Source organism: Pseudoalteromonas sp. J2K-J599, from assembly GCF_059295115.2.
The window spans coordinates 158,963-178,843 of record NZ_CM200271.1 but is presented as its reverse complement, the minus strand read 5'-3'; the positions used below and the strand labels follow the sequence as shown (position 1 = coordinate 178,843).

Here is a 19,881-nt window from a genome sequence, read left to right as displayed (position 1 = left end):
TGTACCCGAATAAAAGAAAATAAAAACGCAGCCGAAGCTGCGTTTTTATTTGCGATTTAACTACATCGTAGTGACGTTAAATACCGTCACCATCCATGTGTAGTCCACATTCTCGGTTTAAACCAAAAAAGCGAGTTTCTTCCTCTGTCATTCCTGGTTCTAACTTACGTGTTGTATGTACGTCACCCATCGACACATAACCTTGTTCCCATAATGGGTGATAAGGTAAATCGTGCTTAGTCAGGTATTGATACACATCGCGGTTAGACCATTCAATAATCGGGTACACTTTAACGGTACCACGGCTTATTTCTACAAACTGTTTATCAGCACGTGTAGATGATTGATCGCGACGCAAACCACTAAACCACGTGCCCGCTTCGATCTCTTTAAGTGCGCGGGTCATCGGCTCAACTTTATTAAGCTGGTTATATTGCTTAATGCCGTCCTCGCCTTGCTCCCACAACTTGCCAAACTTAGCTTCTTGCCATGCTGGGCTTAGCTGCGCTCTATACACCTTTAAGTTAAGTGATAAACGCTCACTCATTTGTTCAATAAACTGATACGTTTCAGGAAATAAATAGCCTGTATCGGTTAATACAACGGGAATATCTGGACGTTGTGAGGTCATTAAATGCAGCATTACTGCCGCTTGAATACCAAAGCTAGATGATAAAAAAGCCGTATTAGGCAAGTTATCAAGCGCCCATGCAACACGCTGTTCTGCGCTCATATTCGCTAGCAAACCATTAGCATCAGCTAACATAGCCGCTTGGCTTTGTTTATCTAGCTGTAAAATGTTTTTAAATTCACTCATGGTAAATTCCAAACCTCACCAGCGCTTTGGCGCTGGTATTAAATTAAGCGTGAAAATCGGTTACTGATACTTTTACTTCAGCAACTATGCCTTTGCGTATAACAAAGTCACCAAAACACTCACCATCGTTACGCTCTTTTGCCCATTGCCCAATGAGCTTATCGAATGCTTCTAGGTAAACGTCTTCGCCTACGTTCTCAAGGTACAATTTAGGAATACGTGTACCTTCTAAATTACCACCTAGGTAAACGTTGTACTTACCTGGGCCTTTACCCACTAAACCAGCTTCTGCAAGCATTGCGCGGCCACAACCGTTAGGGCAACCTACAACGCGCATAATAATGCTGTCATCTGGTATACCGTGCTTAGCAAGTAATGCTTCAGTTTTTTCTACTAGGCTTGGTAAGTAACGCTCTGCTTCGGCCATTGCAAGTGGGCACGTTGGCAGTGAAACACACGCCATAGAATTTTTACGCTGCTGCGAATCTTTGTCGTCAATCAGGCCGTGGCTACGTGCAATTTCTTCAATCACGGCTTTTTGATCTGCAGGTACGCCAGCAATAATTAGGTTTTGGTTTGCCGTCATACGCATGTCACCTTGGTGAACTTCTGCGATTTTACGACAACCAGTTTTAAGCGGCTTGCCTGGGTAGTCTAAAATACGACCACTTTGAATAAATAGCGTTAAGTGGTGCTTACCATCAATGCCTTCAACCCAACCAATACGATCGCCACGGTGAGTAAACTCAAACGGGCGGCTTGGTGCAAATGTAACGCCTGAGCGTTTTTCTACTTCTGCTTTAAATACATCAACGCCAACACGGTCTAATGTGTATTTAGTTTTTGCATTTTTACGGTTTGAACGATTACCCCAATCGCGCTGCACAGATACAACATGCTCTGCAATTTTTAAGGTATCTTCGAGCGTAATAAAGCCAAAGTCATCAGCCTTACGCGGATACGTAGCCGTATCACCGTGAGTCATGGCAAGGCCACCACCAACAAGTACGTTAAAGCCAACAAGCTTGCCGTTATCAGCAATTGCCACAAAGTTTAAGTCATTCGCATGCACATCAACTTCGTTATTAGGCGGAATGGTTACCGTTGTTTTAAATTTACGCGGTAAGTAGTTAGATCCTAAAATTGGCTCTTCTGTGGTTTCTGCCTTTTCGCCATTTAGCCAAATTTCAGCATACGCTTTCGTTTTTGGTAATAAATGTTCAGAAATTTTTGCAGCCCAGTCGTAAGCTTCTTGGTGTAACTCAGACTCAACAGGGTTAGTAGTACAAAGCACGTTACGGTTAACGTCACCCGCTGTAGCAATAGAGTCTATACCTACGCTGTTAAGCATTTGGTGCATGCCTTTAATATTCGGCTTTAATACACCATGAAACTGAAACGTTTGACGCGTAGTTAGACGAATGCTGCCGTAGCTTGTTTTTTCATCAGCAAACTTATCAATTGCTAACCACTGCTCTGGCTTAATAATACCGCCAGGCATACGTGCACGTAACATTACATTATGTAGCGGCTCTAGCTTTTGCTTAGCGCGCTCACCACGTATATCGCGGTCATCTTGTTGGTACATGCCATGAAAACGTATTAACTGAAAGTTATCGGCAGTAAAACCACCGGTAATTTCGTCTTTTAAATCTTGCTCTATGGTGCCACGTAAAAAGTTACTTTCTCTTTTCAAACGTTCGTTATCAGAAAGTTTGACGTTTTTATCTTGTTCGCTCATTTTAAATCCTAAATTTGTTACAGTGACGGCTGCTAGCTGTTAAATAAAATAAGAAACGTGATTAATACACGTCTTTCTGATAGCGGTTTGCGCTACGCAAATCTTTTAAATATTGCTCTGCGTCTTCATTGCTCTTGCCTGTGTTTTCTTTAACGATATCAAGTAAGGCGTTGTGTACATCTTTTGCCATGCGATTTGCATCGCCACAAATATAAAAGTGAGCGCCGGCTTCTAACCATTCAAACACGTCTTTACTGTTACTGCGTAATTTGTCTTGTACGTATACTTTTTCGGCTTGATCACGGCTAAATGCAACATCTACTTTGTTAAGTAAACCCGATTTTAAATAACCCTGTATTTCTACTTGGTATAAAAAGTCTTGAGTGAAATGTGGGTTACCAAAGAACAACCAGTTTTTGCCTTGTGCTTGACGCGAATCACGCTCTTGTAAAAATGCACGGAATGGCGCAATCCCCGTACCTGGGCCTACCATGATCACTGGTGTATCATCGTTAGTTGGTAGGCGGAAATTGTCGTTGTGTTCGCTAAATACTTTAACTTTACAACCTTCCTCTGCACGACGAGTTAAGTAACCAGTACAGCCACCTAAATGCTCGCTATCAAATGCATCAAACTGTACTAGACCTAGTGTTAAATGTACTTCATCTTCAACCTCAGCTTGACTAGATGCAATTGAGTACAAACGAGCTTGTAGTTTACGTAGGCAATCTACTAATGTTTGCGCATCAATTTTTGCTGGGTTTTGGCGAATCACATCAAATATTTGGCGAGGTTCAATATACGCACGCATTGCAGCTTTATCTTCTACAAGCTTTAATAATTCAGGCGTACCTGTTGCTGTTGCGTATTTTTCTACAAAACCTGGGTACGACTGAGTCAGCTCTAGTTTTTCAATAAGTGCATCGCGTACGCTTAGCTCTTCACCACCTACTTTTACAATGCTTGTTGCATCTATTTGAGTAAGTGTAAGTACTTCATCAACTAATACATCGTCATTTAAAAAGTACACACCTAATGAATCACCTGGCGTGTAAGTAATGTCAGAACCTTCAAGCGAAATTTCAACGTGGCGTACATCTTTAGTCGAGTCGCGACCGGTAATTTTTTGAACAGTTAATAGCTCTGCTTCAAATGGATTTTGTTTTGTATATTGGCTTGCTGCAGCGGTTGGAGCACCAAATGGCATTGATACAACTTGACCACCAGCGGCCTCTTGCTGCGCTTTTAAATCAGGTTCAAATGCATCAACTGCACCGGCGATCCACGTAGCGGCTTCATCTTCGTAATCTACATCTAAATCAGCACGTTGATAGATAGTTTGTGCACCGAGTTTATTTAAACGCTCTTCAAAATCTTTTGCTGTCTGGCAGAAAAACTCATAGCTAGAATCACCTAAGCCAATAACCGCTATTTTCACATCGTCTAGTTTTGGCGCTTTTTTAGTGGCTAAAAATTCGTGGAGTGTTTCTGCGTCTTCTGGTGGCTCACCTTCGCCGTAAGTAGATACAACGATAGTTAAAAACTTTTCTTTTTTCAGGGCTGTTGGTTTGTAATCTGACATGCTCACAAGCTTAACTGCTAAGCCTCGCGACTCAGCCTGCTCTTTCATTTTGGTAGCTACACCTTTTGCGTTACCTGTTTGCGAACCATATAAAATAGTTAGCGCTGCTGCATCACCCGCAGCCGGTACGCCTGCCGTAGGAGTACCTAATGCAGCCGAATTAGCATTTGCAGCTAAGTAACCACTCACCCACGCTTGTTGAATTGGATTAAGTTCAGCCACTAAACCTTGCAGCTTTTGTACTTGATCTTGCGATAGCGGGCTTGCCGCAGCATTTAGTTGACCTAACAACATGAATCGATTCCCCATAACCCTGAAAATTAAACACAACACACTTTGTGTATTGTTAAAAATGAGTTTTACCTCATCCAGAGCGTATCTGTTGAGGTTTTCTAAGTTAGTAGGATAACGGGCTCAGCATAGATAAAAAAAGAATAGAATCTGCTTTGATATTCCATTTAGTTATTAATTTATAAAAATACCTTCAAAAACAGATTAAAGACTTATTATTGCTTTTTACTGCACTTTAAATTAACAATTTTGTAACCTAGCTAATGTAGGGTATATTCTTCATTCAAAATAAAAATAGGAACAACTATGATACACGGGAAATATAAAAATAAACTACTTAGTACCGCTTTGTTACTTGGCTCATTACCTGTAATGGCCAATGTAGCTAATGGCGGATTTGAACAATGGTCAGGTAATACACCTAGCTCTTGGAGCACTATTGATAGCGGAATCAACTTAACGCGCTCAACTAGTACAGTTAAAAGCGGTAGTAGCTCTGCTGCTGTCAATGTAACAACAGGATCGCAAAGTAACACTGATTTACTACAACAGGTTGCTGTAGAAGCTGGTAAAACCTATAACTTTTCGGCTGATGTTTACCACACCGAAGGTAAAATTAAAGCGCGCTTATATGTAGATGGCTATCAAGGCTATTCAAATCAAGCACAAACTAACCAATGGCAAACAATTAGCCATAGCTATACGCCAAGCAGTGATAAAACAATTAGTGTTGGGCTTAGGTTTTACGATGTAAGTGGATTTGATGGCAGCGAAACCGTATACGTAGATAACTTTTTACCAAATGCTGATGGCAACGCATCAACAAGTTGCACCGACAATAGCCTTACCTTAACGCTTAACACCGATAATTACGGTAGCGAAACTAGCTGGGCCGTTAATAACAATCAAGGTAGCGCTGTTGCTAACGGCAGTGGTTACGCATCAAACACTCAGTATGATGAGCAAATATGCCTAACTGATGGTACTTACACACTTGTTATTAGCGACAGCTACGGCGATGGTATGTGTTGTTCAACAGGTAATGGCAGTTATGCGCTTAAGCAAGGCTCTACCACACTTGCTAGCGGTGCAAGTTTTAATAATACAGACAGCACGGCATTTACTTTAGGTAGTGGCTCTGGTGATGGCGGCGGGACAAACCCAACACCCACTGGCTACTATGTTACTGCTCAAGGGTTATCAGGTTATGCACTAAAAACTGAGCTTTATAATATTATTAAAGATCATAATGCACAGGGTTACTCGGCTATTTGGAATTTTTACGACTCATCTGCACGTGATAAATACTTTGAAAACGATAACAGCATTTTAGATATGTATAGCGAGAAACCAAACGGCTCAGATAGCTACAATTATACTGCGGTGAGTGACCAATGTGGTAACTATAGTGGAGAAGGCGGCTGTTACAACCGTGAGCATTCATTTCCTAAAAGCTGGTTTGGCGGCACTATTGAGCCAATGAACTCAGATGTGCATCATATTTACGCAACCGACGGTTATGTAAACTCAAAGCGTAGTAATTTCCCATTTGGTGAAGTAGCAAGCGCTTCATTTACATCAACCAACGGAAGTAAATTAGGCTCTGCCGCAAGTTCATTAAATTACTCAGGTACTGTATTTGAGCCAATTGACGAATTTAAAGGTGACTTTGCTCGCGCTTATTTTTACATGGCAACGCGCTACGAAAATGTAATAGGCACTTGGCAAACCAAAACGACCTCAAGTAATGCAGTGCTTAATGGTTCAAGCAACCAAGTGTTTGAAAGCTGGGTTGTAGCCATGCTGCTTGACTGGCATAACAGCGATCCTGTAAGCCAAATGGAACTTGACCGTAACCAAGCAGCCTTTGAATTTCAAGGTAATCGTAACCCGTATATCGACCATCCTGAATTTGTAGAAATGATTTGGTAAAAGTTAGCAGTTAAAACAAAAGCCTTTGCAATTGCAAAGGCTTTTAACCTTTAGTGTGTAATATTTTTGAAGGGATTACCTCACCACTTAACGTATGTTCAATAAAAACACTCTTTTAACAACCACTAAGACTAAAGGATAATAACCTGATATTAACACTATTCCCCGCTATAAAAAGTGATCAAACTCATTAAAATAAAAAATAAGACATTGATTTTAATAACTTTAAATCATTTCGTGTAGTTTTATAATTTTTAACGTAAAGCTGATTGTCAGATTAACTGTATTAAAAACAACCATGCACGACCTTTTGCCTATACATAGCACCCTAAAAGCTGATCTACCCTGCATATTCAATATTCATTTGCTTTAACAAAAGCCGTATTTATTTGATTAAGCAACAATGTTGCAGGAGAACGCATGCAAACTACACCACCCGGCGATGCACCATCAAACACGCACAAGAATGCTCAAAGCTACGAGCAGCTTCACAAACCGAGTTCAGAGTTTAATACTCGCGACGAGTATCTCGAACATGAATTACAAATTATGCAGCCTAAGCGCTGGCGTCCTAATTTACCGTTTAGAGATTACCGATTTGAATTTGAAGACACCATTCCTGCAATGGCGGGCACTATTGGTAAAGTCGTTATGGTGGGTGCTATTGCAGCAACATTTGCAGCACCTCTTGGTTTAAGCGATGCGTTTGTTTTAGAAAATGTGCGCTACGAATTACTCATTGTTTCTATTTTTATCATCTTATTCTCAGGCTTTATTTTACCAACAGCCAACTTGGCTGGTACTCACGGCCCGCTTATTCCGTTAATTCCTATTGTTGTTGCTGCTGGCGGTCACCCTATGGCGTTTGGCTTACTCATTGGTGCCTTTGGTTTTATTTTGGCCATAACCAAAGGAGGAAGTATGCTCGCGCGCCTAACCAGTAAAGGTGTATGTGGCGGGCTACTCATTTATTTAGGTTTTATTGGTACTATTTCGCAGGTTAAAAAGCTGTTTGCCTGGGCTGAGGCTATTGATATGGCGCATATTGCGTTTATTGTTATTTTAGCCACCATTTTACTATATGCACTGTTAGAGCACTTTAAAAAGCGTTGGTTAGCTGTGCCGTTAAGCTGCCTTATTGGTGGCGTGGTTGCCTTTGCTTTAGGTGCACCGTTTGAGTTTCATACTGCTCCGGGTTTACCAAATATGAACCCAGCTTACTGGTGGGGCGAAAACACGGGTTGGATGCTTGGCCTGCCAACACTTGAAAGCTTTGTGGTTGTACTCCCATTTGCAGTGCTCGCCGTCGCTATGTGGTCACCTGATTTTTTAGGTCATCAAGTATTTCAAAAAATAAGCTATCCGCAACGTACTGAAAAAGTACAAATGAATATCGACGACACCATGCTGAGCGCATCGGTTAGACAAACATTTGGCTCACTTGCCGGTGGTGCTAACTTTACCTCATCGTGGGGAACCTACATTGTACCTGCTGCTATTGCTAAACGCCCTATTCCGGCTGGCGCCATTTTAACAGCCGTATTTTGTATTATTGCTGGTTTATGGGGTTACCCTATGGATTTAGCCATTTGGCAACCTGTGCTTTGTGTTGCGCTTATTGTAGGAGTGTTTATTCCGCTACTTGAGGCTGGCATGGAAATGACGCGCGAAGGCAAAACAACGCAATCAGCCGCTATTGTGGTATTTGCCTCAACCTTAGTTAATCCGGCTTTTGGTTGGTCGCTTACTATGTTACTTGATAACTTAGGGCTTATTGGCTGTAAAGAACGTAGCGCTGAGCTAACTAAAATGAGCCGTTGGGTGATTCCACTTATTATGTTTGTGCTACTTACCACTGTAATGGCAATTGTAGGTATGTTACCTGGTATACCTGCGTTAATGGCTGACTTTAGACATTAAGCCTTAGGTACTGAACCTAATATTTACCCACAAAAAAGCACGGCAATTGCCGTGCTTTTCAATACGTGAATTTACTATATACAAGTTAAACAATTACTGCCAAGGGCGCTCAGCTGCTAGTTGCTTTTCAAATGCATCAATCTGTGGGTTTAGTGTTTCGGTTACACCAATAAAATCTAAGCCACTTAATAGGCGCTCTTTTACGTCTTTACGAATATCAAAACTAATTGGTGCAAACTTACTGCTTGTTAGTGTTTGATTTTCAAGGTCGATTTCAATGTTAATATCGTCGTGCTGCTCGCTAAGTACAAACAATTGCTCAAGCGTGTCGGCAGGTAACGCTATGGCTAACATTTGGTTGTTACCACAGTTATTAAAGAAAATATCTGCAAAGCTTTCAGCTAAAATAACTTCAAAGCCATATTGCTTCAGCGCCCATGGCGCGTGCTCACGAGATGAGCCACAACCAAAGTTGTCGCGCGTTAATAATATTTGCGCGCCTTGGTAGCATGGGCGGTTTAAAATAAAGTCAGGGTTTGGCTTACCATTATCTAGGTAACGCCAATCAAAAAACAAGGCAGCATCAAAACCTTCGCGGCTAGTTGATGTTAAAAACTGCTTAGGAATAATTTGGTCAGTATCTACATTGTTTTTATCAAGTGGAGCCATTAAGCCACTAAAAAATACGCTCATTATGCTTCTCCTCTAATATCAACAAAGTGACCATGTATTGCAGCGGCTGCCGCCATTGCAGGACTAACTAAATGTGTACGACCGCCACGACCTTGGCGACCTTCAAAGTTACGGTTAGAAGTAGATGCACAACGCTTGCCTGCTTCTAGGCGGTCATCGTTCATCGCTAAACACATAGAACAACCTGGTTCGCGCCATTCAAAGCCTGCGGCTTTAAAAATATCGGCTAAGCCTTCGTCTTCAGCTTGTTTTTTAACTAAGCCAGAGCCCGGTACAATTAACGCCTCTATGCCGGCTACAACTTGCTTGCCTTCAACAATTTTTGCAGCTGCGCGTAAGTCTTCAATACGGCTATTAGTACATGAGCCAATAAATACCGTGTCTACTTTTGCGCTTGATAATTTATCGCCCGCTTTTAAGCCCATGTATTTAAGTGCGCTGCGAATGGCATCGGCTTTAATTAAATCTGGCTCTTTATCTGGATCGGGTATGCACTCATCAACACCAATTACTTGCTCTGGGCTTGTGCCCCAGGTAATTTGTGGCTGAATGTCGTCAGCATTTAGCTCAACAACTAAATCAAAGTGTGCGCCTTCATCTGTTTTTAAGGTTTCCCAATATTCAACGGCTGCATCAAAATCTGCGCCTTTAGGTGCAAACGGACGACCTTTTAAATAATCATAAGTAATTTGGTCAGATGCAATTAAACCCGCTTTTGCACCCATTTCTATGCTCATATTACATAGCGTCATACGGGCTTCCATTGAAAGCGCTTCAATGCCTGCACCACAAAACTCTGCTACATAGCCTGTGCCACCAGCAGTACCTAACTTGCCAATTACCGCCATAATTAAATCTTTAGCCGTAACTGTTGGACGCAATACACCGTTAATTTGAATTTTTAACGATTTCGCCTTTTTTTGCTGTAGCGTTTGCGTTGCTAATACGTGCTCAACCTCAGACGTACCAATACCATGCGCTAATGCGCCAAACGCACCATGCGTAGAAGTATGGCTATCGCCACATACAATGGTTGTGCCTGGCAAAGTAATACCTTGCTCTGGGCCCATTACGTGCACAATGCCTTGGTTAATTGAGTTTAAATCGTAAAGTACAATACCAAACTCTTTACAGTTTTTATCAAGCGCCATTAATTGATTTTTAGATACTTCGCTTGCGGCATCAAGTGATCGGCTCTTAGTCGATACGTTATGATCCATCGTTGCAAAGGTTTTTTCTGGGCAACGTACAGTACGGTTTTTTTCACGTAGACCAGCAAAAGCCTGCGGAGAAGTAACTTCATGCACTAAATGGCGGTCAATATAAAGTAAGTCGGTTTGCTCATTTATGCTGGCAACGGTATGTGCTTGCCAAATTTTGTCGTATAACGTTTGGGCCACTTGCTAATTCCCTAATCTGTTTGAGTTGCAGCATAACGGTGCTGCAACTTTAATATGTTATTAAATGCGTGAAACGATAGCGGCTGCCACATCGCTTGTGCTGTAACCGGCATTTGGATATATATCTGGCGTGCCTACACCTGCTTCTACAGCTTCTGCTACTGCTTTTTCAATGGTGCGCGCAGCTTCGTCTTGCCCTAGCGAGTAACGTAACATTAATGCGGCACTTAAAATTTGTGCTATTGGGTTTGCAACGCCTTTACCTGCAATATCTGGTGCTGAACCGCCTGCTGGCTCGTACAATCCAAAACCCGATTGATTCAAGCTTGCCGAAGGTAATAAACCCATAGAGCCTGTGATCATGGCGCACTCATCTGATAAAATATCGCCAAATAAGTTATCGCAAAGTAGTACGTCAAATTGGCTAGGCTGTTTAACTAACTGCATAGCGGCGTTATCTACGTAAATGTAATCTAGGCTTACTTCTGGGTAGTCTTTGCTTACTTCGGTGACTACTTCGCGCCATAGTACGCTTGATGCAAGTACGTTTGCTTTATCAACAGAGGTAACATGGTTACTACGTAATTTTGCAGCTTCAAAAGCAAAACGAGCAATACGTTCAATTTCTTTACGCGAGTATGTTTGCGTATCAAAAGCAGCTTCTTCAGCGCCTTCGCCACTACGGCCTTTTTCGCCAAAATAAATGCCGCCGGTTAGCTCGCGCACACATAAAATATCAAAACCTTTTTCGCTAATATCAGCGCGAAGTGGTGACGCTGCACTTAATGCAGGTAATAACTGTGCAGGGCGCAGGTTACAAAACAAACCAAAGTGCTTACGAAGCGGCAATAACGATGCGCGCTCAGGCTGCTCGTTTGGTGGTAGGTTTTCCCATTTAGGACCGCCTACCGAACCAAATAAAATAGCGTCAGCGTTTTCACACGCTGCAAGTGTGCTCTCTGGTAATGCTTTACCAAATTCATCAATGGCTGCGCCACCAATTGCATAATGCTCACGGTTCAGGGTAAAACCAAACTTATTGCTCACAGCATCAAGTACTTGTTCTGCTGCTGCCATCACTTCTGGACCAATACCGTCGCCAGCTAATACGGCAACGCTGTAGTTTGTTTTACTCATCCTGCTTTCCTTTGTTGTTTTAAATCAGACACTTTTTGTGCACGATAAATTAAGTTATAAACACGGATCATGGCGCGTACCGACGCTTCAACCACATCCGCTGCAATGCCCGCACCGTGGTAAGGTCGGCCATCGTATTTAGCTATAATATTTACTTGGCCTAATGAGCTTGCACCTTGACCTGTCGCTTCTAAGTTATATTCAATCATTTCAACGCTCATACCGGTTAAGCGCTCAATGGCTGCAAACGAAGCTTCAACTGGGCCATTACCTGTCGCGGCTTCTTGTTTAGCTTCGCCATCAATTCGCATTCCAATCGTAGAGCTTGCTACCGATTGTGAGTTAGAAGCTGAGTTAACAAATTCTAATTGGTATTTTTCGTCTTTGTCGTTAATTTGATTAAAGTAAATCATCGCCTCAAGGTCGTAATCGTATACGGTGCCTTTTTGGTCAGCCAATTCAATAAAGCTTTTGTATAAGCCATCCATATCGTAATCAGATTTTTGATAGCCTAACTCTTCTAGGCGATGCTCAATAACATGACGACCCGAACGCGAAGTCATATTTAATTGGTTACTTGGCACACCAACGCTTTCTGGCGACATAATCTCATAAGTATTTTGCGCTTTTAATACACCGTCTTGGTGAATGCCAGAACTATGCGCAAAGGCGTTTTCGCCAACAATCGCTTTATTTGGTTGTACTGGCATATTACAAATTTTAGCCACTTGGCGAGATGCGCGGTAAATTTCTTCACTTTTAATATCTGTGTATACTTTTAAATGGTCTTTGCGCATTTTCATGATCATCGCCACTTCTTCAAGCGAGCAGTTACCAGCCCGCTCACCAATGCCATTGATAGTACACTCAATTTGGCGTGCACCGGCTTGCACTGCAGCCACCGAGTTTGCTACTGCTAAACCTAAATCGTTGTGGCAATGCACACTTAAACGCGCTTTATCAATATTTGGCACGTTATTCATTAAATGGCGGATCATCGCGGCGTATTCGTCTGGCGTTACAAAACCAACGGTATCTGGCAAGTTAATAGTTGAAGCTCCGGCGTTAATTGCCTGCTCAACAATTTTACATAAATCCCAATGCGGCGTACGACCGGCATCTTCACACGAAAACTCAACATCATCAGTATAGTTACGTGCTAATTTAATTGATTTAACAGCCATTGCCGTTGCATCGTCTAAGCTCATACGTAATTTATGTTCAAGGTGCAAAGGGCTTGTAGCAATAAAAGTATGAATGCGGCTTTGTTGTGCTGTGCGAAGAGCTTCGCCACACGCTTCGATGTCTTTGGCAACAGAGCGTGCTAAACCACAAATAATCGGGCCTTTTACTTCGGTTGCAATACGTTGCACCGAGCGAAAATCAGCAGGGCTCGAAACCGGAAAACCCACTTCCATCACATCCACATTCAAGCGGCTAATTGTATGTGCTAATTGAATTTTATCATCTTCAGTAAGGCTTGCTTTAAGCGCCTGTTCGCCATCACGTAAGGTGGTATCAAAAATCCATACTTTATCTTGCTCTTGCATAACTGCCCCTCATTCCTATGTTACCCAAATTTCAATTAATCCCAGCCGCGAGATAAAAAAAACCCCGCAATTGCGGGGTTTTTAGTGTTCAACTCGATGCAAACACACTAATCCCCGCTTACTTGCCATAGCAGTAAGAGGTTAAGTTTTAGTGTAATTAAACGAATAATATGCATCTTGTTTTCTTGTGTGTGTGTTCAGTGAAGCCTATTTTTAACATTACAAAGCGACGGAAGCAAGCATAAAAATTCCACAAAACAGATTTAAAAACGATTCAATTGGGTTTTTTAATTCAACCAAGGCACCTATTAAGAATTAAAATAACAAATACATGACTAGTGACGCTTAAATTAATAAGCACTGCAATATACCGTGCTTATATTAACTTTTTACAATTTTTTTAAGCTATGCTTCTTTACTCGTTTCTCTTACGTAATGCCCGGCTCCACGAGTAATATAACGCAGCTGCCAAATAACGCGCTCAATCAATTCGTCGCGTTGCAATCCTTCTATATCGAGCGCTTCTGCACCCGCATTAAATACGAGCGTTACCATAGATTCCGCCTGAATATAGGCATGCATAGCGTTGCACTTAGTTTCACTTTCTAAATAATGAGCCAGCTCTAAAATAAAATGTTTTACCTCGCGCGCTACAGCGGCTCTAAATGCTTTAGAAGTCCCTGAGCGTTCTCGCAGCAACAACCTAAACTGGTTACTTGAGTTATCAATAAACTCCATAAACGTAACCACTGAGGTGTTTATAACACTGCCGCCATCGTTCGCTATTCGCCTGCGTGCTTGACGCATTAGTTGGCGAAGGGTTAAACCGGCTTCGTCTACCATGGTTAAACCTAGCTCATCCATGTCTTTAAAATGACGATAAAAAGACGTTGGGGCAATACCGGCTTCTCGTGCTACTTCGCGTAAACTTAAATTCGAAAAACTATGATCAGCACTCAGCTGATTAAATGCCGCTTGAATTAACGCCTGTCGTGTTTTTTGTTTCTGTTGCGCTCTAACACCCGACATCAACAGCTCCCTGAATTATTTTATATGAATATTTAGTGATATTAGCTCAATTGTACAGTCTAATACTTGACGACGAGAGTTTGAAATACTATTTTAGCTTACAGTTGTACGCTGAGATTGAGAATTATGAATAAACCACCGATTATTTGGACAAACGTCCTATTTTTTAGCCTAACCTTTTTGGCGGCTGCCACACTTGTACCTTGGTACGCCATTAGCTACGGATTTACCAGCGCGCATTGGATTGCTTTTGTTGGCTGCATGTTTTATGCAGGCTTATCAATTACTGCCGGCTACCATCGATTATGGGCACATAAAACCTATAACGCACACCCTGCAGTTGAATTTATTTTTGCGCTTGGCGGTGCTTTTGCGCTGCAAAACAGTGCATTGCATTGGAGTAGCGATCACCGTATACATCACGGTCAAGTTGACGACCCAATAAAAGACCCTTACGCGGCGACCAATGGTTTTTGGTATAGCCATATCGGATGGATGTTACGTGACTACCAAGGCGATAGCTACGGTGATTATAGTAATTGTCGTGATTTACAGCGCAATAAAATAGTTATCTGGCAACACAAACATTACTTAAAGCTTGTGATTGCTATGAACGTAGGTTTGCCTCTAGCACTTGGTTTATTGGTTGGTGATGTGTGGGGTATGTTAATTCTTGCAGGTTTACTACGCTTAGTACTGAGTCAACACTTTACCTTTTTTATAAACTCAGTTGCACATATTTGGGGCTCTCGCCCATACACCGAAAAAAATACGGCACGTGATAACGGCTTTTTAGCGTTATTTACATACGGTGAGGGGTATCACAACTTCCACCATATTTTTGCAAGCGACTACCGTAACGGTATTAAATGGTTTCATTACGATCCAACAAAATGGATGATCCGCTCTTTAGCAGCTGTTGGTTTAGCCAATAAGTTAAAGCGTACTCCTGTTGAACGTATCGAAAAAGCGAAGGCCGAAACGCTCATGAGCAAAACGCAAACGCGTCTTGCAAAATTGCCTTTAGCACAAGATAAGATTACATTATTACAACAAGAGTACGATTTACTGCTGAAAAAACTGCAAAATTATTGTTCACTACAAAAACAAGTGTTAGAAGTTAAAAAAAATAACATGGCAAAGCAGTGTGAACGCTCAGCATTAATGGCACAATACCATGAGTTGGAAGCCGCCTGGGAAAATCAAAAACAGGCATGGCTAGCACTTAATGCGAGGTTATTAAAAGCCTCTTTTAATTAATTTAGGAGTGGCTGTGGCCAAACAACCAGAACAAAAAAAAGTACCCGTGACATACCAATATGATGCAATAATTATTGGCACGGGTCCTGGCGGTGAAGGTACCGCCATGAACCTTTCAAAAAACGATAAAAAAGTAGCGGTTATTGAACGCCAAGAATCAGTTGGTGGCGGTTGTGTACATTGGGGAACAATTCCTTCAAAAGCGCTTCGCCACTCTGTTAGCCGCTATATTGAATACAAAGCAAATCCGTTATTTAATGTTGGTGAGCGCCCTAGCCGCTTAACATTTCCTGATATTTTACGTCACGCAAGTTCTGTTATTTCTAAGCAATCTAATTTACGTAGTAGCTTTTACGATCGTAACCGCATTCATATGTTTCAAGGTGATGCGAGCTTTGTAGATAAGCACACAATTGAAGTAAAACGAAATGATGGTTCAACTGAGCGACTGACTGCTAAAACGATTGTTATAGCAACGGGTTCACGCCCTTATCGCCCACCAGAGGTAGATTTTACGCATTCTCGTATTTACGAAAGTGACACAATACTTGGCCTTGAGCATGACCCTCATCGTGTACTGATTTATGGTGCAGGTGTAATTGGTTGTGAGTACGCGTCAATATTTAAAGGTTTAGGCGCTAAAGTTGATTTGGTTAATACACGCGATCGACTACTTGCTTTTATGGATGCAGAAATATCTGACGCACTTAGCTATCACTTTTGGAATAGCGGTATTGTTATTCGCCATAACGAAGAGTTTGACCGAATTGAGACGCGTGACGACTGCGTTATAATGCATCTAAAATCAGGTAAACGCGTAAAAGCTGACTGTATTTTATTTGCTAATGGTCGTACTGGTAACACTGATACACTAAATCTTGAAGCCATTGGCTTAAAAGCCGATAGCCGTGGCCAATTAAAAGTTAACGAAACATACCAAACAGAAATTGATAACGTTTACGCTGTAGGTGATGTAATTGGCTATCCAAGCCTTGCAAGTGCTGCGTTTGACCAAGGTCGTATAGCTGCTGATGCAATTGCATGTGGTAACTGCGATGACAGGCTGATTGTTGATATTCCGGCTGGTATTTATACCATTCCAGAAATGAGCTCAGTAGGTAAAACCGAGCAAGAGCTTACAGCCGCTAAAGTACCGTATGAAGTAGGCCGTGCTCAGTTTAAGCATTTGGCTCGCGCGCAAATTGCTGGTACTGAAGTAGGTAGTTTAAAAATATTATTCCACACCGAAACCAAAGAAGTACTTGGCGTACATTGTTTTGGCGAACGTGCCTCTGAAATTGTTCACATTGGCCAAGCTATTATGGAACAAAAAAATGGTGGCAATAATATCGACTACTTTGTAAATACCACATTTAACTACCCAACCATGGCTGAAGCCTACCGTGTTGCGGCATTAAATGGCTTAAATCGCTTATTTAAATAACCGCTTAAATAAGTAGTTTTAAAAGCCTTTATAAATAGGTAACAAAAAACCCGCAACTTAGCGGGTTTTTTACTTTTAAACAGTTTTAAAGCTCGTTTAAGTGACTATTACTTATGGTACTTAGCACTTAGCTCATGTACTGCATTAATAAATACGCCAGCATTTTCAGGGTCTACATCTGGTGTAATGCCGTGGCCTAAGTTAAACACGTGGCCATTGCCTGTACCAAAGTCTTCTAAAATAGTACCTACCTCTTGGCGAATACGCTCTGGTGTACCGTGAAGCATTGACGGGTCCATATTACCTTGTAGTGCTACTTTGTCGCCTACACGGCGTTTAGCATCGCTAATATTAATAGTCCAATCTAGACCTACTGCATCACAGCCTGTTGCTGCAATTGCTTCAATCCATTGACCACCATTTTTAGTGAACAAAGTAACCGGAACTTTACGGCCATCGTATTCTCGAATTAAACCATCTACAATTTTATGCATATATTGCAGTGAAAACTCGTTGTAATCGCGCGGACTTAATACACCGCCCCACGAGTCAAATACCATTAGCGATTGCGCGCCAGCTTTAATTTGAGCATTTAAGTAATCAATTACTGAATCAGCTAATTTATCGAGTAATAAATGAAGTGTTTGCGGCTCTGCAAACGCCATTTTTTTGATTTTACCAAATACTTTGCTGCTACCGCCTTCAACCATATAAGTTGCTAGCGTCCAAGGTGAACCAGAAAAACCAATAAGTGGTACTTCGCCCTTAAGTTCACGACGAATAGTGCTTACTGCGTTCATTACGTAGCCAAGTTCGTCTGTAGGGTCTAGCTTTGGAATTTTTTTAACATCAGCAAGTGATGAAATAGGACGTTCAAACTTAGGGCCTTCGCCAGTTTCAAAGTACAAGCCTAAGCCCATCGCATCTGGAATCGTTAAAATATCACTAAATAATATAGCGGCATCTAACGGGTAGCGACGTAGTGGCTGCAGTGTAACTTCACATGCAAGCTCAGCATTACGGCACAGGCTCATAAAATCGCCCGCTTGTGCACGTGTAGCGCGATACTCTGGTAAATAGCGTCCTGCTTGGCGCATCATCCATACCGGAGTTACATCAACAGGTTGTTTTGCAAGTGCACGTAAATAACGGTCGTTTTTTAATTCGCTCATGGCGTAAATGATCCTAAGACTTGTATAAATTGTGCAAGATTGTACCACCATATTCTCCGACCCTCTATTGCTTAGGGACGAAAACAGCTTTACCTAGAGGTAGATCAATAGAATGGAGTTTTTTAATCCCTTTTGACTATAAAATAAACAAAAATAAATAACATTTAAAACTTTTTATTAATATGTTTGCAACATTGCAAAAACCTTGTTATTGTTTGTCCCGCGTTAACAAAAACAATAATAAAAATCTTAAAACAATAAAAATAAATGTTTTAAAATAATAACAATAAAAATCATCTCATAAAAATAAGAAAGCTTGTTATAACAAGTCACTGAAAGAAATTAGACCACCGTAACTGGTGGTTTTTTCTTGCCTAAAATAAAATCTCTCACCTCGGTTTATATAAAAAGGTACACCCCTCAAAGTAGCTTAACTTTACTTGTTGATATACGCGCAAATTAAATATATCTTGATGTACATAAACTTATTATATTTAAATTAAAAACCAACCCAGCTAGGAGAACAGTTATGCTGACGCGTGTAGAAAAAGCTCAACAAAAATGGGGTGGTAGCCACACAGTAATTGATAAATGGCTAAACGAACGCCAAGAACTTATTGTACTTTACTGCAAAATTGCAGGCTTTACGCCGTACGAAAAGCAAGATCAAGCATTGCCAGAGCCAAAACTAATTGAATCATTTTGCCAGCTTTTAATGGATTACCTATCTGCAGGCCATTTTGAAGTATATGACGATATAGCAAAAGCATGCGAAAAAAAGGGCTTACAAAGCCAAGAGCTTGCAAACTCTATTTACCCGCGTATTTCTAGCACAACCGATGTGGCGTTAGATTTTAATGATAAGTACGCAGAAGTAGACAAAGAAGACTTATTGAAAGACTTTGATAATGACTTATCTGTTATTGGTGAGGCATTAGAAGCTCGTTTTGCACTTGAAGATGAGCTTATTGATAACTTGTTTTCTAATCACACGAATTAATACGTTACTTACACGTATTAAAAAAAGGGACCTAAGGTCCCTTTTTGCATTTACACAATAAGCTTATTATTGTGCTGGTGCTTCTTCATTTTGAATTTCAAGTAATTCAACTTCAAATACAAGTGTTGAATTAGCTGGAATCTTACCTAAGTCACGGTCGCCGTAAGCAAGTTCTGAAGGTATAGTGAACTTGTACTTAGAACCCACTGACATAAGTTGTAAACCTTCAGTCCAACCCGCAATTACGCGGTTAAGAGGGAAAGTTGTCGGTTCGTTACGTGCATATGAGCTATCAAACTCAGTACCGTCTAATAAAGTCCCTTTGTAGTGTACTTTAACTACATCAGTTGCCACTGGCTTTTCGCCATCGCCTTCGCTAAGTACTTCGTACTGTAGACCCGACTCAGTTACTGTAACACCTTCTTTTTTAGCGTTGTCAGCTAGGTATTTAGCGCCTGCTTCTTTACTTTTTTCAGACTCTACTTTAGCTTTTTCTTCTTGCTTAGTACGTACTGATGTATCTAGTGCAGTTAATACTTCGCGAATTTTTTCTTCGTCAATTTTTGCATTGCCAGCAAGCGCATCTTCAAAACCACGAATTAAAAGTGCTTGGTCTAGTTCAATACCAATTTCTGTTTTGTCTGCTAGGTCTTTATTTAAAAAGTTACCTACAGATGCACCAATACCGTATGCTTGTTGCTGTTCTACAGTGTCTAATTTAACTTCAGCTTGTTCTTTTTTTGCTTCTTGATTACAAGCTGTAAGCGCTAAAACTGACGCTGCAATCAATGACAATCTAATCGTCTTTTTCATTTTAAATCTCCGACATACTTTGCAGTTGTCATTTTAATGTATTATTACTAGTGAAAGATTAACGGCCCACATGATAGGCTGCTTGTTTAATGACTAAATT

Annotated in this window: 15 protein-coding genes; 5 read left to right on the top strand and 10 right to left on the bottom strand. The window is 41.1% G+C overall.

Translation table 11 applies throughout. From position 1 onward, the window contains the following. Positions 1 to 76 precede the first annotated feature (76 nt). The 3 genes from AC5NT5_RS00825 to AC5NT5_RS00815 form a co-directional block, all read right to left on the bottom strand. The gene (locus AC5NT5_RS00825) at positions 77 to 817 is read right to left on the bottom strand and encodes a phosphoadenylyl-sulfate reductase (protein ID WP_002961106.1); all 741 of its coding nucleotides are present in this window, start codon (positions 815 to 817) and stop codon (positions 77 to 79) included. A 43-nt stretch (positions 818 to 860) separates the two neighbouring features. Further along, the gene (gene cysI, locus AC5NT5_RS00820) at positions 861 to 2,558 is read right to left on the bottom strand and encodes an assimilatory sulfite reductase (NADPH) hemoprotein subunit (protein WP_002961104.1); all 1,698 of its coding nucleotides are present in this window, start codon (positions 2,556 to 2,558) and stop codon (positions 861 to 863) included. 61 nt (positions 2,559 to 2,619) lie between these two features. Further along, positions 2,620 to 4,434 carry an assimilatory sulfite reductase (NADPH) flavoprotein subunit gene (locus AC5NT5_RS00815; RefSeq protein ID WP_494514147.1) on the bottom strand — a complete coding sequence of 605 codons (1,815 nt, stop codon included), beginning with the start codon at positions 4,432 to 4,434 and terminating at the stop codon, positions 2,620 to 2,622. A gap of 303 nt (positions 4,435 to 4,737) precedes the next feature. Between AC5NT5_RS00815 and AC5NT5_RS00810 the strand changes: the two genes are divergently transcribed. Both AC5NT5_RS00810 and AC5NT5_RS00805 read left to right on the top strand, forming a co-directional pair. Continuing rightward, positions 4,738 to 6,363: an endonuclease gene (locus AC5NT5_RS00810; protein WP_494514148.1), complete on the top strand. Its 1,626-nt coding sequence runs from the start codon at positions 4,738 to 4,740 to the stop codon at positions 6,361 to 6,363. 420 nt (positions 6,364 to 6,783) lie between these two features. Beyond that, on the top strand, positions 6,784 to 8,283 hold the full coding sequence (locus AC5NT5_RS00805; RefSeq protein ID WP_039488646.1) for a DUF3360 family protein: 1,500 nt from the start codon (positions 6,784 to 6,786) through the stop codon (positions 8,281 to 8,283). 93 nt (positions 8,284 to 8,376) lie between these two features. On the opposite strand, the gene leuD is transcribed toward AC5NT5_RS00805, so the two are convergent. The 5 genes from leuD to fabR form a co-directional block, all read right to left on the bottom strand. Next, positions 8,377 to 8,976: a 3-isopropylmalate dehydratase small subunit gene (gene leuD, locus AC5NT5_RS00800; protein WP_494514149.1), complete on the bottom strand. Its 600-nt coding sequence runs from the start codon at positions 8,974 to 8,976 to the stop codon at positions 8,377 to 8,379. Further along, a complete protein-coding gene (leuC, locus tag AC5NT5_RS00795; protein ID WP_182682468.1) occupies positions 8,976 to 10,376 on the bottom strand; it encodes a 3-isopropylmalate dehydratase large subunit in 1,401 nt (466 codons plus the stop codon). Before leuC ends, leuD begins: the two co-directional genes overlap by 1 nt. Positions 10,377 to 10,436: 60 nt before the next feature. Continuing rightward, positions 10,437 to 11,513 carry a 3-isopropylmalate dehydrogenase gene (gene leuB, locus AC5NT5_RS00790; RefSeq protein ID WP_002961092.1) on the bottom strand — a complete coding sequence of 359 codons (1,077 nt, stop codon included), beginning with the start codon at positions 11,511 to 11,513 and terminating at the stop codon, positions 10,437 to 10,439. Further along, a complete protein-coding gene (gene leuA, locus AC5NT5_RS00785; protein WP_002961090.1) occupies positions 11,510 to 13,063 on the bottom strand; it encodes a 2-isopropylmalate synthase in 1,554 nt (517 codons plus the stop codon). The genes leuB and leuA overlap by 4 nt, the downstream gene beginning before the upstream one ends. Before the next feature lie 405 nt (positions 13,064 to 13,468). Continuing rightward, the gene (gene fabR / locus AC5NT5_RS00780; RefSeq protein WP_002961087.1) at positions 13,469 to 14,092 is read right to left on the bottom strand and encodes an HTH-type transcriptional repressor FabR; all 624 of its coding nucleotides are present in this window, start codon (positions 14,090 to 14,092) and stop codon (positions 13,469 to 13,471) included. 126 nt (positions 14,093 to 14,218) lie between these two features. Here fabR and AC5NT5_RS00775 point away from each other — a divergent pair, with 126 nt between their 5' ends. Both AC5NT5_RS00775 and sthA read left to right on the top strand, forming a co-directional pair. Then, on the top strand, positions 14,219 to 15,352 hold the full coding sequence (locus AC5NT5_RS00775; RefSeq protein ID WP_182671847.1) for an acyl-CoA desaturase: 1,134 nt from the start codon (positions 14,219 to 14,221) through the stop codon (positions 15,350 to 15,352). A gap of 13 nt (positions 15,353 to 15,365) precedes the next feature. Continuing rightward, a complete protein-coding gene (gene sthA / locus AC5NT5_RS00770) occupies positions 15,366 to 16,796 on the top strand; it encodes a Si-specific NAD(P)(+) transhydrogenase (protein ID WP_007378904.1) in 1,431 nt (476 codons plus the stop codon). 107 nt (positions 16,797 to 16,903) lie between these two features. Here the strand turns inward: sthA and hemE are convergent, their stop codons facing one another. After that, positions 16,904 to 17,968, bottom strand: a complete 1,065-nt coding sequence (gene hemE, locus AC5NT5_RS00765) for a uroporphyrinogen decarboxylase (protein ID WP_182671846.1) — start codon at positions 17,966 to 17,968, stop codon at positions 16,904 to 16,906. Between the two features lie 529 nt (positions 17,969 to 18,497). On the opposite strand from hemE, the gene rsd reads away from it, so the two are divergent. Then, positions 18,498 to 18,968 carry a sigma D regulator gene (gene rsd / locus AC5NT5_RS00760; RefSeq protein ID WP_138489928.1) on the top strand — a complete coding sequence of 157 codons (471 nt, stop codon included), beginning with the start codon at positions 18,498 to 18,500 and terminating at the stop codon, positions 18,966 to 18,968. 66 nt (positions 18,969 to 19,034) lie between these two features. On the opposite strand, the gene fkpA is transcribed toward rsd, so the two are convergent. Continuing rightward, positions 19,035 to 19,781 (bottom strand): FKBP-type peptidyl-prolyl cis-trans isomerase, encoded by a 747-nt coding sequence (fkpA, locus tag AC5NT5_RS00755; protein WP_004335950.1) that lies wholly within the window; start codon positions 19,779 to 19,781, stop codon positions 19,035 to 19,037. Positions 19,782 to 19,881: the final 100 nt, after the last annotated feature.